The organism is Pseudophaeobacter sp. 1A09344 (assembly GCF_041008745.1).
GTDB classification, from domain to species: Bacteria; Pseudomonadota; Alphaproteobacteria; order Rhodobacterales; family Rhodobacteraceae; genus Phycobacter; species Phycobacter gallaeciensis_A.
Map to the genome: position 1 here is coordinate 36971 of NZ_JAXGFS010000017.1, position 15086 is coordinate 52056.

11 protein-coding genes are annotated in these 15086 nt (G+C 61.7%); 9 read left to right on the plus strand and 2 right to left on the minus strand.

The features are described from left to right. Positions 1 to 126: 126 nt before the first annotated feature. The 3 genes from SM765_RS21080 (at position 127) to SM765_RS21090 (ending at position 6778) form a co-directional block, all read left to right on the plus strand. Positions 127 to 4524 carry a strawberry notch-like NTP hydrolase domain-containing protein gene (locus SM765_RS21080; protein WP_093455095.1) on the plus strand — a complete coding sequence of 1466 codons (4398 nt, stop codon included), beginning with the start codon at positions 127 to 129 and terminating at the stop codon, positions 4522 to 4524. Further along, positions 4521 to 5567, plus strand: a complete 1047-nt coding sequence (locus tag SM765_RS21085) for a DUF7146 domain-containing protein (protein WP_093455094.1) — start codon at positions 4521 to 4523, stop codon at positions 5565 to 5567. Before SM765_RS21080 ends, SM765_RS21085 begins: the two co-directional genes overlap by 4 nt. Before the next feature lie 299 nt (positions 5568 to 5866). After that, positions 5867 to 6778: a DUF2493 domain-containing protein gene (locus SM765_RS21090; protein ID WP_093455093.1), complete on the plus strand. Its 912-nt coding sequence runs from the start codon at positions 5867 to 5869 to the stop codon at positions 6776 to 6778. Positions 6779 to 6899: 121 nt separating this feature from the next. On the opposite strand, the gene SM765_RS21095 is transcribed toward SM765_RS21090, so the two are convergent. Further along, the gene (locus SM765_RS21095; RefSeq protein WP_234994833.1) at positions 6900 to 7235 is read right to left on the minus strand and encodes a hypothetical protein; all 336 of its coding nucleotides are present in this window, start codon (positions 7233 to 7235) and stop codon (positions 6900 to 6902) included. A gap of 599 nt (positions 7236 to 7834) precedes the next feature. Between SM765_RS21095 and SM765_RS21100 the strand changes: the two genes are divergently transcribed. The 4 genes from SM765_RS21100 (at position 7835) to repC (ending at position 12311) form a co-directional block, all read left to right on the plus strand. After that, a complete protein-coding gene (locus SM765_RS21100) occupies positions 7835 to 8173 on the plus strand; it encodes a DUF736 domain-containing protein (protein ID WP_368981842.1) in 339 nt (112 codons plus the stop codon). A 227-nt stretch (positions 8174 to 8400) separates the two neighbouring features. After that, complete coding sequence (locus SM765_RS21105) at positions 8401 to 9756, plus strand: ParA family protein (RefSeq protein WP_368981653.1); 1356 nt, start codon at positions 8401 to 8403, stop codon at positions 9754 to 9756. Beyond that, positions 9753 to 10796 carry a ParB N-terminal domain-containing protein gene (locus SM765_RS21110; RefSeq protein ID WP_292305188.1) on the plus strand — a complete coding sequence of 348 codons (1044 nt, stop codon included), beginning with the start codon at positions 9753 to 9755 and terminating at the stop codon, positions 10794 to 10796. The genes SM765_RS21105 and SM765_RS21110 overlap by 4 nt, the downstream gene beginning before the upstream one ends. Positions 10797 to 11030: 234 nt before the next feature. Continuing rightward, on the plus strand, positions 11031 to 12311 hold the full coding sequence (repC, locus tag SM765_RS21115; protein WP_368981652.1) for a plasmid replication protein RepC: 1281 nt from the start codon (positions 11031 to 11033) through the stop codon (positions 12309 to 12311). Between the two features lie 12 nt (positions 12312 to 12323). Here repC and SM765_RS21120 read toward each other — a convergent pair whose 3' ends face one another. Next, complete coding sequence (locus SM765_RS21120) at positions 12324 to 13433, minus strand: tyrosine-type recombinase/integrase (RefSeq protein ID WP_368981651.1); 1110 nt, start codon at positions 13431 to 13433, stop codon at positions 12324 to 12326. A gap of 113 nt (positions 13434 to 13546) precedes the next feature. On the opposite strand from SM765_RS21120, the gene SM765_RS21125 reads away from it, so the two are divergent. Together SM765_RS21125 and scpB are read left to right on the plus strand one after the other, a co-directional pair. Then, complete coding sequence (locus SM765_RS21125; RefSeq protein WP_368981650.1) at positions 13547 to 14431, plus strand: DUF1403 family protein; 885 nt, start codon at positions 13547 to 13549, stop codon at positions 14429 to 14431. A 2-nt stretch (positions 14432 to 14433) separates the two neighbouring features. Next, the gene (scpB, locus tag SM765_RS21130) at positions 14434 to 15057 is read left to right on the plus strand and encodes an SMC-Scp complex subunit ScpB (RefSeq protein WP_368981648.1); all 624 of its coding nucleotides are present in this window, start codon (positions 14434 to 14436) and stop codon (positions 15055 to 15057) included. Positions 15058 to 15086 lie beyond the last annotated feature (29 nt).

The following is a 15086-nucleotide window of genomic DNA, read 5'->3' on the forward strand; positions in this document are numbered from 1 at the left end:
CGCAGGGCAAATTCGCACCAGGGCTTTGCCATGAAAGAGCGAGAGACAGGGCGGGAGGGGTGACCCCTCCCGGGTGCGAGAGTGCGCGCGGGGCCTGGGGCCAACCCTCAACTCCGGAGATTGCCGATGAACGCTCACCCCCATTCCGTCCCGCTTGCATGTCTTTCAGAGGCCCCTGCCCTGCCCGAGGCTGCAGGCGTTGCTCAAAACCTGATGCAGGCTGCAAATGCCCTCGTCCCTTTGTTCGAGGCTGGCAAACCCATTGACGCCGCCGCTGTTCGCGCCGTGATGGAGGAGGCCTTCGGTGCCAGCGACACGAGCGGCGCCTGGGTTTGGAAGGACGCCTACGAGGCCGTCGAGGTTGCGCAAATCCTGATGCTCGCGCGCTATGGCGCGCTGATGCAGCGCCAGGCGGCCTCGCCGCAGGCCTTCCTCACCATGATCGAGCGGCTGGCCAGTCTGGCGCCCTCGCACACACGGCGTTCTGAAGATAGCGTCCGCCTGCAACAATTTTCGACCCCCCTGCCCCTTGCGGCGATTGTCGCGCAGGCGGCGGGGTTTCGCGAGGGCGACCTGGTGCTCGAGCCATCCGCTGGCACCGGCATGCTGGCGATCTTCGCCCGGACTGCAGGCGCGCGGCTTGTTCTCAATGAGCTTGCGGAAACGCGCCGTGCCTTGCTGGAACAATTGTTTCCGGATGCTGTTGTCTCGGATCACGATGCCGCCTCGATCGACGACCGTCTCGACCGCGCAATCACGCCCTCGGTCATCGTGATGAACCCGCCGTTTTCGGCTGCGAACCATGTCGAAGGTCGGTTTCGGCAGGCGACCAGTCAGCATGTTCTGTCCGCGCTGGCACGTCTTGCTCCGGGTGGGCGGCTTGTCATCATCACGGGCGAGAGCTTTCGGCCCTCCACCAAGAGTTTCCAGCCGACGTTTCAACGCATAGGCCAGAGCGCAGACGTGGTGTTTTCCGCCGCGATCGACGGCAAGGTCTTCGCGCGGCATGGGACCACGATCGACACGCGGCTGACGGTAATCGACAAGCGCGCGGCGGGCGAACGCGAGACCGCACCTGTCGAAATCGAGGCCGTCTATCATCCCATCTGCGCAACCACGGGCGATCTTCTCTCCGCAGTGCTCACCCATTGTCCCGCGCGCCGCAACCCCCCGCCCTGCCCTACCAGCGCGGCATTGTCTGTGCCGAACCGCCAGTCCCGCACCAACCTGTACGCTCTGCGTAACGCCGCCCGCAAGGAAACCCGCGCCCGCGCCGAGGAGCGCGCCCGGCATCCCTTTGATGATGTCGTGACGGCCCCGCTCGACTACCTGCCGAAAGCCTGGAGCGTACCGGGCGTCGCGCTGCAGGACACGGTTTACGAGACCTATAATCTTCAGGCGATGCGGATCGGCGGCGCAGCGGAGCACCCGACAGCACTTGTCCAATCCGCAGCCATGGCGTCTGTCCCGCCGCCCGTGCCGACCTATCGCCCAGTCTTGCCGAAGTCCCTTGTCGCTGACGGCCTCCTCTCCGCTCCGCAGCTCGAAAGCGTGATCTACGCGGGCAATGCACACGAGGCGCACCTGAAAGGCTGGTTCAAGCGCGGGGAGATCGAGGGTCAGCTTATGGCCGCGGCGGAGGGTGACGAAGGTGCCTTCCGTCTGCGCAAGGGCTGGTTCCTGGGCGATGGCACCGGCTGCGGCAAGGGGCGGCAGGTGGCGGGCATCATTCTCGACAACTGGCTCAAAGGGCGCCGCCGGGCCGTTTGGGTCTCGAAGAGCGACAAGCTCATCGAAGATGCGCGGCGCGACTGGATGGCCCTCGGGGGGCGTGAAAGCGATATCGTGCCGCTCTCGAAATTCCGCCAAGGGAGCGACATCCGCCTGCCCGAAGGCATCCTCTTCGTCACCTACGCCACGCTGCGCTCCGCCGAGCGGGAAGGCAAAGCCTCCCGTCTCGACCAGGTGACGTCCTGGCTCGGCGCAGGGTTCGACGGGGTCATCGCTTTTGATGAAAGCCACGCCATGGCCAATGCTGCTGGCGAAAAGTCCGACCGCGGCGACAAGAAGGCCTCACAGCAGGGCCTCGCTGGCCTCGCACTGCAAAACGCTGTGCCTGATGCACGCGTCCTCTATGTCTCGGCCACCGGGGCCACGGTCGTCGGCAATCTCGCCTATGCCTCCCGCCTCGGGCTCTGGGGCACTGGCGATTTCCCCTTCGTGACACGTGCAGAGTTTGTCGCCGCGATGGAGGCCGGGGGTATTGCCGCCATGGAGATGATCTCGCGCGACCTGAAGGCGCTCGGGCTATATCTGGCACGCTCGCTCTCCTACGCCGGGGTCGAATACGAGATGCTGGTGCACGACCTGACGCCCCCTCAGATCGCGATCTACGACAGCTATGCCGATGCCTACCAGATCATCCACACCAATCTTGAGGCCGCGCTTCAGGCGTCTGGCATCTCCTCCGAGACCGGCACGCTGAACGCCCAGGCAAAATCCGCCGCGCGTTCGGCCTTCGAGAGCAACAAACAGCGCTTCTTCAACCATCTCATCACCGCCATGAAATGCCCCTCGCTTATCCGCGCGATCGAGGCGGATCTGGCGGCGGGGCATTCTGCAGTGATTCAGGTCGTCTCGACCAGCGAAGCGGTGATGGAACGCCGTCTCGAGGAGATTCCGGCCTCGGACTGGGACGATCTGCAGGTCGATTTTACACCGCGTGAAAACATCATGGACTACCTGATGCACAGCTTCCCGACGCAGCTTTTCGAGCCCTACACCGACGAGAACGGCGATCTGCGGTCGCGCCCCGCCCTCGATGCTGACGGCAATCCCATCATCTGCCGCGAAGCGGAGCGGCGGCGGGACGATCTGATCGAGCACTTGGGTGCCCTCGCCCCGGTGCAGGGCGCGCTCGACCAGATCCTCTGGCATTTTGGCGGCGATGCGGTGGCCGAGGTCACGGGGCGCAAGCGGCGCATCGTGAAAACGCGCGAAGGGCGGCTCAAGGTCGAGAACCGCCCCGCCTCCTCCAACCTCGGCGAGACTCAGGCCTTTATGGATGACGCCAAACGCATCCTGATCTTCTCAGATGCAGGTGGCACCGGGCGCAGCTATCACGCCGACCTTGGGGCAAAGAACCAGCGCCTCCGGGTGCATTACCTGCTCGAGCCCGGTTGGAAGGCCGACAATGCCATCCAGGGGCTCGGGCGCACCAATCGCACCAATCAGGTGCAGCCGCCGCTGTTCCGGCCGGTGGCCACCAATGTGAAAGGCGAGAAGCGGTTCCTCTCCACCATCGCGCGCCGCCTCGACACGCTCGGGGCGATCACCAAGGGGCAACGCGAGACCGGCGGTCAGAACATGTTTCGCGCCGAGGACAACCTCGAAAGCCCTTACGCACGCGCGGCGCGGCGCCAGTTCTTCTACAAGCTGCGCGCGGGCAAGATTGACGCCTGCTCCTACGCCAAATTCCAGGAGATGACCGGGCTGACGCTCGATGACGCGGACGGCACGATGAAGGAAACCCTGCCGCCGATCCAGCAGTTCCTGAACCGCTGCCTTGCTCTGAGGATTGACGTGCAAGACGCAATTTTCGAGGCCTTCGGCGGGTTCCTCTCGGCGATCATCGAAGACGCGCGGCAGGCGGGCACGCTGGATGTCGGCCTCGAGACCCTGCGCGCGGAGAAGTTCGAGATCGTCGATCGCAAGGTCATCTTCGAGCATGAGGCGACGGGGGCGACGGCCACTGCGCTGACCGTGGAGCGCACAGACCGCAACGATCCTCTCGCCCTGCCCCGGGTCAAATCGATCTGCGCAAACACAGAGGGCGCGACGCTCTGCTGGAACACGACCTCCAAACGCGCGGCGCTGATGGTGAAGGCGCCCGCCTTCATGGACGAAGACGGTGTGCCGATCCTGCGGGTGAAACTGCTGCGGCCCATGGGAACCGAGATCCTCGCGGCCAGCGAATTTTCGACCTCGCATTGGGAGGAGATTGATGACTCGATGTTCGAACATCTCTGGCAGACCGAAGTCGCCGCCGTGCCGGAGTTCACCACCTCGAAGATCACGCTGATCTGCGGGCTGCTCCTGCCGATCTGGGATCGGCTGCCCGCTGACAACATGCGCATCTATCGCCTGCAGACCGAGGATGGGGAACGCGCCATCGGCCGTCTGGTCAGCCAGGATCAGCTTCTCAATGTCTACGCGCGCCTCGGTCTCGATTGTCAGATCGAGATGGCACCGCAGGAGGTGTTCGGCGCGGTGATGGACGCAAAGACGACCCTCAGCTTGCTCGGCGGTTACCAGTTGCGCCGGTCGCTCGTGATGGGGCAGCCGAGATGTGAGCTGATCGGCGCGTCCGGTGCGGCCCTGCCCGGTTTGAAGGCTTTGGGCTGCTTCACCGAGGTGATCCAGTGGAAGACGCGGGTGTTCATCCCGGTGGACGGCATTGACGTGCTGGCGCGCGTGCTCGGCGAGCATCCGGTTGGCGCAAACGCTGCGAATGCCGCCGCATGAACGCGCGGCGCAGCATCGCAGACCTCTCGGCCGATCTGGCAGATCGGGCCGAGAGCTTCTGCCGCCAGTATTTCCCCGAGGGGCGCAAGCAGGGCAACTATTGGCAGGTTGGCGATACCTCGGGGGCCAAAGGTCAAAGCCTCGCCATCCGGCTGCAAGCTCAAGGTGGGCGCAAGGCCGGATCCTGGGCCGACTTTGCGACGGGGCAATATGGCGATCTGATAGACCTGCTGCAGGAACGGCTTGGTTCGGTCACGCTCAAGGAAACGCTGAGGGAGGCGCAGTCCTTTCTCGGCGAGGCCCCCTGCGCTGCCGTACCTCGTGAAACCCGAAAGGCTGAGCGCCCGGATGCAGCCTCCAGCAAACGCATCGCGCGGGCGCGGAAGCTCTTTGCCGCAGGCAAGCCGGTCCTCGGCACTCTGGCGGCCACCTATTTGCAGGGGCGCGGGATCTCGCGCTTCGGTCCAGCGCTCCGCTATCACCCGCAGGTCTTCCTGCGCCACGGCGAGGACGGGCCTGATCCGCCGCACAGAGCCCCTGCCCTGCTGGCGAAGATCACGGACAATCGGGGCCAGATCACTGGCTGCGCGCGCACCTATCTCGACCCCTCCACCGGCGGTCTGGCCGCGATCGAGAACCCGAAGCGGATCCTTGGGCAGCTTCATGGCCATGCCATCCGCTTCTGGTCTGGCACCGGGCGCACTGATCTCATCGTCGGCGAAGGTCTCGAGAACACCCTTTCGGTTGGCACGGCTCTGCTTGAGTTCGACCTCGCGTCTTGTCTCACCGCCACCCATCTCGGCCTCTTCATCCCGCCGCCGGGGATCAAGCGTATCTGGATCGCGCGGGACAATGATGAAGCAGGACGCAATGCATCAAAGAGATTGCGTAACCAACTGGAATCGCGAGGAATTGCCTGTGGTGATCTCGTGCCGGCAATGGGCGATTTCAACGACGATCTGCGGGCACTTGGCAAGGATGCGCTGCGCCGGTCCCTTTTAGAGGCCATGAAAGCGCAAGGTCTGGAGATTGGGGGCGGATGACCGCCTGCCTACCCATTGATGTCCGACAGGGCAAAGGTTCCGCCGGTTCGATCTGATCCCGTTTGGACAAGGGGAGCGATGGACCAGCGGGTCGGGGCTGAGTGCCCCTCGCCCGGGCAGCAATGCGCCCGCTACCCGGAAAATTCCCCTCCCCTTTCAGGGCATTCCTCGCGGGACCAATTTTCCGGTCCGGGTCACATTCTCCGCTTCGCTCCGATCCTGACGGATGCGGCCCGGTCGCCGCCGGTCCTGACATCGCCCCATCCAAATCGGGTCAGATCAAACAGAGGAACCAGACAATGCCCCATCAGACAGACATCCAAGAGGAGACCGGCGTGACCTCCGCCATCCTCGACCACCTCGCACTTCACGGCGCAACACCGGGACCCGGCGAGACCGATCATCGCCCCCTGCCCCAACCCGACGAGGTCGAACTCGCCATGGCGACCCTCTTTGAGACCACCATCGGCCTCCTCACCGGCAGCCAGTTGGAGGACAATATTGAAGAGATGCTCTGGTCCCTCACCTCGATCTTCCATCGCCGGCTGACCCATATCCAGAAGCTTCTCGACGACAACGAATTCGAGGTCCGGGAAAGCCTCGCGATCCAGGACGGCTCTGAGGTCGCCTCGGTCGAGCTGGAACGCCTCCAGATGATCGGGCTGAAGCTCTGGGACCATCGCGACGCTTTCGAGCAGATGCGCGATCTGGCCGTGGACCATTTCTCGGCCGCCACCGGTTCGCCCTGGCTGCCCCGCACCGGATCCAAGGTCTCGCATCGGGGTCTGATCTCCGCCGTGGTGGACAGTCGGGCCTATCTCTCGGCCAAGCGCCGCAAGGAGACCGAGGTGCACTGCCCCGAAGGCACACGGATCGCTTTTTCGGGCGGCGACTATCAGGCCTACGACCTGATCTGGTCCGTCCTCGATGCCACCCTTGCGAAATACCCCGACATGGTGCTCTTGCACGGTGGCACGCCCAAAGGCGCCGAGATGATCGCGGCCCGCTGGGCAGATACCCGAGGTGTCACCCAGGTGGTCTTCAGGCCCGACTGGAAGAGCCACGGGAAGGCCGCCCCCTTCAAGCGCAATGACAAGATGCTGGAGACCATGCCCCAAGGGCTGATCGCCACCCCAGGTTCGGGTATCACAGAGAACATCGTCGACAAGGCCCGCAAGCTCGGGATCCGCATCAAGAGGATCGGGGCTTAGGCCCCGGTTCTACAATGACATCAGTCAGAGCGCCCAGTGCGGTTCGCACTTTGAGTTCGCGGAGGTGCGCAGTATTGCAGGATTTGGTCTGTCAGACTGCTGAGTGTGTGGATGAGTATTTCTAGTTTGTCGCTGTCGCGGGACTTCCAAAAGCCTCGTGACGCTCACGTCGTCCCGGGATCAGCGGGATGTTCGCCGAAAGGCGCCCCATTTCGGCCAGGAAACTGACCAATCCGACGATCGTCTTGAACTCGCGCAATTTGAAGACGCTGCGGCTCGTGACAAGCATCTTCGCGTCCTGGCCGTCCTTCGTCACCGCGTGCACGATCCACGCGCCATACCAACTGTTATGGCGCTTCTCGGCAGTCTGGTTGCAGATCACCTCGATGAGGTAGCCATCTGAGAGCAGATCGCGCAGGCCATCCTCGGTGACCACATTCTGTGTTGCGCCGTCCAACTGCTTATCCTCTTCACTCATCCCGACACGTGTCGGGATTGGAGCGGGCTCGGGCGTTTGCCTGATCTTCCGAGTCGCACACGTCGTTTGCTCAGTTTTGCGCTGCCATACGGGACATCTTCGAAGTTCGCAACGCGGCCGGGATTGAAGCTGTCGGGAAAAGATGTGCGCGTCCTCGCCTGGGCATTTCAACTTCTCCAGCCTGTGAGATCACTTTCTGCTCTAGGCCATTGGTAACTCGACCGAGGACCTCAAGACGGGCCGGTGTTGCGTTGCGACGGGTCGTGGTATGTATCGAAAGATCAGGTGTGACTGTGAAAGGATCGTTTCGGCGTTCTTAGTTGTCGGCAGTTCACCCACCTTCCTTCGCGGCCACCGCACTTCTCCCAATGTCTGAGTTGCATGACATGCTGGTCGCAGCTGTCGTCCCGTCCACAAAGGTTGTCGCCGATCTTTTTCCCCTGACCCTGCGGGTCTTTCCTCGCGCAGCAAAAAGACCGGCGCCTGCCCCTCTCCAGCTCACGCTTCGCCTTCGGTGTGGCCGGGCCTTGGCCAGCTGCAAAGTGACCATCATTGCAACGCAAACAAGGAGAAGAGCAATGACCACGAACTGCATCAAATTCACCAGCGCCGACATCGAAACCGCCAAGGGCGTCGGCTCCATCTCGACCCTGACCTTCGACCTCGACATCACGGTCGAACCCGTCGCGAGCGCGAACCCGATGGCCCCCACGCACCGCGTCCTCGGCCGTTCCCCGCGCGGCAAGCTGGTCGAGTGCGGCGGTATCTGGAAAAAGCAGAGCAAGGAGACCGGCGCCGACTACTACACGCTGACCATCCGCGACCACGGCTTCAACGCCAACCTCGGCAAGGCCGCGAACCAGGACGATCTGTCCCTGCAGGCCATCATCCCCTGGGGTCCCAAAGACGCCGCCTAAGCCAACAGCCAGGCCGCTCCGGCGGTCTGGCTGCACCAGGCTTCGAGGTTTTTGCACGCGTGCAAAATCACCTCGCGGCTCAGGTTGCTGTCCGTATTTTCAATCGGTGTAGCCCATATTGTGCGCCGAAAATCCTGTAGGCGTACAATATCTGTACATTTCCTCAAAAACCGTGCTATTTACAACTCGGAGCGATTCCGTGAGAGAGTCGAAATGAGAGCGGTGTAATGGGCGGCAGTATAGAACAGTTCCTTCAAGAGCTCGAGCGGGGCCTTGGCCGGACCATGGTCTCGGTCAACAAGGAGTTGACGATGCGTGAGCGCATCAAGCGCTCTTGGTCGATGCGTCAATGCGCTCGCTTCCTGAACATTAGCCATCAGCATCTAACGAAGTTCGCTAAGGACAATGAGGATTTTCCTGCCGGCAAACATGTAGGGCGCGAACGTGTTTTTACACTGACGGAGCTGATGCACATCCGGGCTTTGATGGCTGCATCAGCAAAGCGGCCTGAGCATTTTCTTGCTTGGCGCAAACCCGACGATCCTTTGCCCGTCATTTCATTCGCAAGTCAGAAAGGTGGTACGGCAAAGTCGCTTAGTGCTGCGCACTTCGCTCAGTACCTGAGTCTGCACTACGGCATGCGAGTCGGCGTCATGGACGCAGACCCCCAGAGCACGATCACGCTCTATTTTGTCGGCGGCGAAGAAATGCCAACTTTGCCAGATGACGAAACTCCGACGATGGTTGACTTCGCGGGGCTGTTTCAGACCGACGAGTCCATCCCTTACACTGACTATGATGCGGAGACGCTTGACGGGTTCTTCAAGAAAACCTCTTGGCCGGGCGTGCGGCTAGTACCTGCGCATGGCGAAACCTCCGAAGGTGAAATTCAGATCGCGAGGTTGTTGCGAGCGGGCACCCCGGAAAAGCGGTTCTACAGGTTCCTAAGAGACTCCATAGATCGTTGGAAAGAGGGGCATCCACCGGTCACCCGTCCGAATGAACTGGTGACCAACGGTAGGGTCGACCAAGCGAAGCTTGAAAGTGCCCTCAACGAGACCTTGGACTGCATCATCATCGACTATCAGCCTGCGCTGACACTGTTCCAGCTGAACAATGTGATGGCGTCTACTTCGTTGATTATCCCGCAGACGATGAAGGGGTTCGACATTGCGACCTTGTCCACCTTTGTGACTGGTCTCCTCACCATGCTGCGCCACATTTTCGCGACGGATCGGATCGATATGGGCGGTGCGGCACATATGCTGTTGCCCACGATCGTGCAGAGAACAAATGAGCAAGATCTCACACAGGTCGGCAACCTGCTCGAAAACTGCCCAGATGAGGTGCTGCCCGTATTCTATCTTCGCTCCGATGCTATTTCGAACGCGTCGGACGTTTATCAGTCCGTCTACGAGTATGACCCAGATACGCCAGGCAAGCGAAAAGGCATCAACAGGTTCATCGAGAATGCTGACGCAGTGAATGACGCCATCGTCTCACGCCTCTGGCCTGGTCTTGAGCGTGGCTATGCCGAAGATTGGATGCAGAACTTCTACAATTTCGAGGAGGAAGCCGAATGAAGCGAACATTGAGCAGCTCGGTCCTCAAGAAAAAGTCCGCGCGCCCAGATGAGAATGTGTCTGCGGCTCCTGGATCTGGTGCAAGCGAACAGGTCCACGAAGACGAAGCGAAACTGGTTGGTGGGGTTAAGCCAAGACTGGGCGGCTCTGGCAGTGCTTGGAAGGCCGGAGCGCTTTCAGACGCCAGCCAGATGCTTCACGTTGAGCGCGCACAGGTCGTGGAGCGCATTCTCGCGGGTCGACATGAGTTGCAGATTGATCCGTCTCAGATCGTGGACGTGATTGGATCGGACCGGCGTGAAGATTGGCGCGACCAAGAGGCATTCGAGAAGCTCAAAGAGAGTATCGAGAAGAATGGTCAAGATACGCCCATTCATGTTCGGCCAGCGGATCCTGATTGGCGACCGGATGAACGTGAGCCCGAGAACGTAGAAGGCGTGACATTCCAGTTGATCGTGGGTCGGCGACGCCATGCGATCCTTGAAGCTTTGGGATTGCCTGTCCGCGCCATTCTGGTTCCACAATCCCATCGGGGTTCCCGTGAAGAGCAGTTCGAGATGCTATTCATGCGCTTCCGGGAAAATGAGGAACGTGAAAACCTGAGCGCATTCGAGCGTCTGGTTTCGATAGGCGAAATGTTCGAGCGGCTACAAGATGCCAAACCGGACGAGAAGATAACTGCAACCGAGTTCGCCAAGCGTGTGGGTGTCCATAACAGCGCGGTATCACGTGGTCGCGCTGTCTATGCGGCTAGAGGTGAGATTTTGCACACGTGCAAAGATGTCTACGATCTCAGCCACCGTGACCTCGAAAAGGTTCTTGGCGACCTGACTAAAAAGCCGTCCAAGCCTGCAAAAAAGAAATCGCAGAGCCCAAAGAAACTCACGGTACAGCGAAAGATCGGTTCGCGGAAATTGAGTGTTACAGGGCAGGGCGGGAAGCTCTCTGTCGCTGCCACGGGGCTAACATTGGACGAGGACATTCTCAGAGGTTTGAGTGATGTCATCGCTGAGTACTTGGAGAAACACGGATCGAAGTAAGAGGCAGGAGCCGCGGAGACGGTCGTCTTCGATCCAAACGAGGTAAGAAACAGGAGCGGATATGCTTTGAGATAACGGCAAAAGAAAAGCCCCCAAGCTGAGGGCCTGAGAGCTTATCAAGATTAGTTTGGTCGCTATCAAGATAGTTCTCCGGCGAATCACTGTCAACAGCAACGCTCCTGAGCGAACGGGATTCTTTTGCCCTCCATCAAGCAGAGGAGGCGAGAACTATCCATGAAACATACAGGTTGGCGCAAGCCGACACCGGGTCTTGGCATTGCAGAGCAGCTTGCCCAAGCCGGTGAACAGGTGGCTGTACCCAAAACGCGGGCCTTCGTGGCCGTGAAGCGGGTGGGGGCCTACATTGGCCTCAAGGCCGGAGACTTGATGCTCCTCGACACGCTGGGGGCCTTCACCCAGGCCCAGGACTGGGAAGAGGGCCAGCGCCCGATCGTCTGGGCGTCGAACGCCTATCTGATGGAGCAGACGGGGTTTTCGCTCTCTGCACTCAAGCGCCATGCACGGCGGCTGGCCGAGATCGGCGTGATATCCTTCCAGGATAGCCCGAACGGCAAGCGATGGGGCCGTAGGGACGCCGAAGGGCGCATTGTCGAGGCCTACGGCTTCGATCTGTCGCCTCTGTCGGCGCGTGTCGAGGAGTTCGAGGAGCTCCATGCCGATTTGCAGGCCGAGCGCGAGCTCTGCCAACGCCTGAAGCGTCAGATCACTGTGGCACGCCGCATGATCCGCGCGCGGATCGAGGCGGCCGTCAGCAGCGCGCTGCGCGGGCCTTGGACGCAGTTCACGGGGCTCTTCGAGGAGCTTCTGGACCGGCTTCCGCGCCGCCATGAATCGTCCGAGCAGCTTGCACGGCTGCTGGGCTGGTTCAAGGAGCTACAGGAGCGCGTCGAGGTGGCCTACCTCAAGGCAACTGAGGCCGTGCTGCCTGTGGAAAACATGCCTGAAACCAAGGAGCAAGTTCCCGAGAAGACTCAAGAAATGAACCCCAGGGAGGTCATTTCTGACCCTCATATACTAATTACAAACCAACTTGATCCTGTAACTCGTAATTCCTCAGAAAATGAGGAAGTCGCGGCCGTAGTGCCCAATGCTCAGCCCGAAGATCAGGTTGATAGGGAGCTGGAAGAGTGGGTGGCCGAGGTGCGCAAGAAGCGCGCTGCGCTGGATCTGCCCACAGTGATGCAGGCCTGTCCTGAATTCGCGTCCTGGGCGCGCAATTTGGGCGGGTTCCTGAAGGATTGGGGTGATCTGCACCGGGTTGCAGGGCAGCTCAGGCCGATGATCGGGGTGTCCGAGCATGCGTGGAACGTGGCGCAAGACCGGCTGGGCAAACAGGTGGCGACAGCGGCGCTGGCGCTTGTCTTCGAGAAGCATTGCGCAGGCGAAGTGTCCTCGCCTGGCGGCTATCTGCGCGGCATGGTCGAGAAAGCCGGGGCAGGGGAGCTGCATCTCGAGCGCAGCTTCTATGGCAGGCTCAGTGGACAGGCGGCATGATGGGGCAGCGGGTCAGAGTCCGGCGGCCTTGGTCAAGTTCACGCGGAACCGGTCGCGCCGGCGCTGGTAGCGGCGGGTCATCTCGGCCGAGGCGTGCCCGAGCTGCTTTTGCACGTAGCGTTCGTCGACTTCCGCTGAACTGGCGAGACCGGCGCGCAGTGAGTGGCCAGAAAACAGCGCCAGGCGGTCCTTTTCGGGCAGTTCGGAGCGGATGCCGGCGTCTAGGACCGTGCGCTTGATCAGGCGTGCGACATGCTTGTCGTTCAATCTGGTTTCGGATGCTCTTTTGCCGTCGCGCGAAGTGCCGACGAAGACCGGGCCGAAGTCGATCTTTGCGAAATGCAGCCATTGCTCGAGGGCGTGGACGGGGCAGGTCTGGTCCTTCGAGCCGCGCCCGATTTCTACCTCGCGCCAGCCGGTCTTGGCGTTGAGGGTAAGCAGGACTCCTTCTTCCATGATTTCGATCCAGCCGCCGGAATCCGGTGTGTCGTCTTTGTGCACGTCGAGGCTGACGATTTCCGAGCGGCGCAAGCCTCCGGCGTAGCCCAAAAGAAGGATCGCCCGATCCCGCAGCCCGCGCAGGTCGAAAGGAAGGGTGGCGACCATCGCGAGGATGTCCTTAGCCAGGATCGCTTCCTTCTGCACCGGCGGGCGCGCGTGCTTGCGCTTGATCCCGGCCAGCACCGTGGCGATGTGACGGTTCTTGCGATCGAGGGAAAAGCCGCGCTGTGCGACGTTCCAGACGAGACCGGACAGGCGGCGGTCGATGGTTGAGACGGAGAGGGCAGGGGAGGGGCCCGAACCGGAGGCCAGGTCCGCGAGATACAGCCCGATCATTTCAGGGGAGGGGGGCAATGGCTCGGCGCCCTTCATCCGGCACCAGCGCGCGAAATGTTTCCAGTCCTTCGCATAGGACTTCAGGGTGTTGTCCGATGCCGCGGCGCGGGCATAGCCGCGGGCGGTATCGACCAGCCGATCGAGAGTGCCGGAACCGGCCACAAAGGAGGGCAGTCTGACGGCCTCATCCCCGGGGCGATCTCTCTCGTCGCCTTCGTCGATCGAGGACCCGTTCGCCGCCTCTGAGCGCGGTTTCTCGTGGTTTTCTGTCATGCCGCCGAGCATATTCTTTTATGTCCGATAATGCAAACTTATTGGACATAAATAGCATCGGCAAAGAGAGGCGGTTTATGTGCTATTTTCTGGCAAAAAGCGCCGTCGTGATGTAGGCTTCGGGCATGACTTTTGCCCGGCTAGATCACATCAGCGACCTCGACACGTTACCCCGGATGCCTGCCTGGGTCACCTCCACGCGTGCTGAAACCCTTGAAGATGTTGCGTTTTTGTTGGGCGCGACGCTGAACCACCTGCATCTTGTGTTGGGACACACGGAGGTGCCCCACGCCTTGTTGCGGGACCGCTTGGCACTGCGCGCAGCGGAGGCTTGTGTCGCGTTCTCTGGCCGCCCGGAGCGGGCAGCGGAGTTGCGCGACGCTGTACACCTTTTGCGCCCCGGAGACCTTCCGGGGCCAGCAGGGGAAACATACCTGTCGTGGCGGCGCGCGGTGGAGCGGCCGGTGTCGATCAGGGTACTGTCTTGGGCCATAGGCGGGTTGGGTACAGGACAAATCGCGGACTGGCTGGATGCAGGGCAGGGCGCGCCGGTGGCCCGAGCCGCCAGGGTGTTGGAAACTGTTTTGACGGACAGGTCGCGCGCGGAGACGTCAGCACTGATCCTCGCCGATGCCGCTTTGGCACAGGCGCTTGGCTGGGAGACGCTGCTGCCTCTCATGGTGATCGGTTTGAAACGCGCCGATTTACGCAAGCGCAGGGACGATTTGCGCGTGGCCTGTTATCGCGCGGTGACGGCTTCGGCTATGGAAGTCGTAAGTGTGGCGGTCGACCTGTCCCGGCGCGCGGCACACTTGAACACAGTCGCGCCAAAGCTGCGCGCCAAGGGGGCGGGAAAAGCGGTTGAGATGTTCCTGACCCACGATGCCGTGGCGCCTTCATCTTTGCCCTTGCCGGATCGCGCCGCGCGGCGGCTCTGCGACCGGCTGGTCGATCTTGGCGCGATCCGTGAACTGACCGGTCGCGACACCTTCCGGCTTTATGGGGTGTAGGGATGGCCAAGGATCGCCCCGCAGCCCAACTTGATCGCGAGTTGCCCGACTTGCCGCCTGAGCTGCGCTGGCGGGAATGGATGCGCCGGATCGAGGCGGTGCTCTTTGCCTCAGCTTCGCCGGTACCGCGCGACGATCTGGCGCGCGTGGTGGGGCAGGGGGCGTCGGTCGACCTGCTGGTTGAGGACCTCGCCGCCGATCTGGAGGGGCGGGCCTTCGAGATCGCCCAGGTCGCTGGCGGCTGGATGTTCTGCACGCGCGCCACCTACGCCCCCGCGATCCGCGCGGCGGCAGATGTCGGCGACCAACTGCTGGACTTGAGTGAATTCGACGTCGCGGTGCTGGCGGCCATCGCCTACCATCAGCCGATTACGCGCGACGGGCTCAAAGACATCTTCGGCAAGGAGATCAGCCGCGACCTGATCGGGCGGCTGCATGCGCGTGGCCTGATCGGGACCGGGCCAAGGTCGCCTCGGCGTGGGGCGCCTTATACATTTGTGACGACCGAGCAGTTCCTTGTCGCGTTCGGGTTGGAGAGCCTGCGCGATCTTCCCGATCGGGAGCAGCTGGTGGATGCCGGTGTAATGGGTGTTCCAGATCAGGTAGTGTGTTCCCAGCAAGCCTAAAGTTGAACAACGTGTGCGAGATGAGCCAT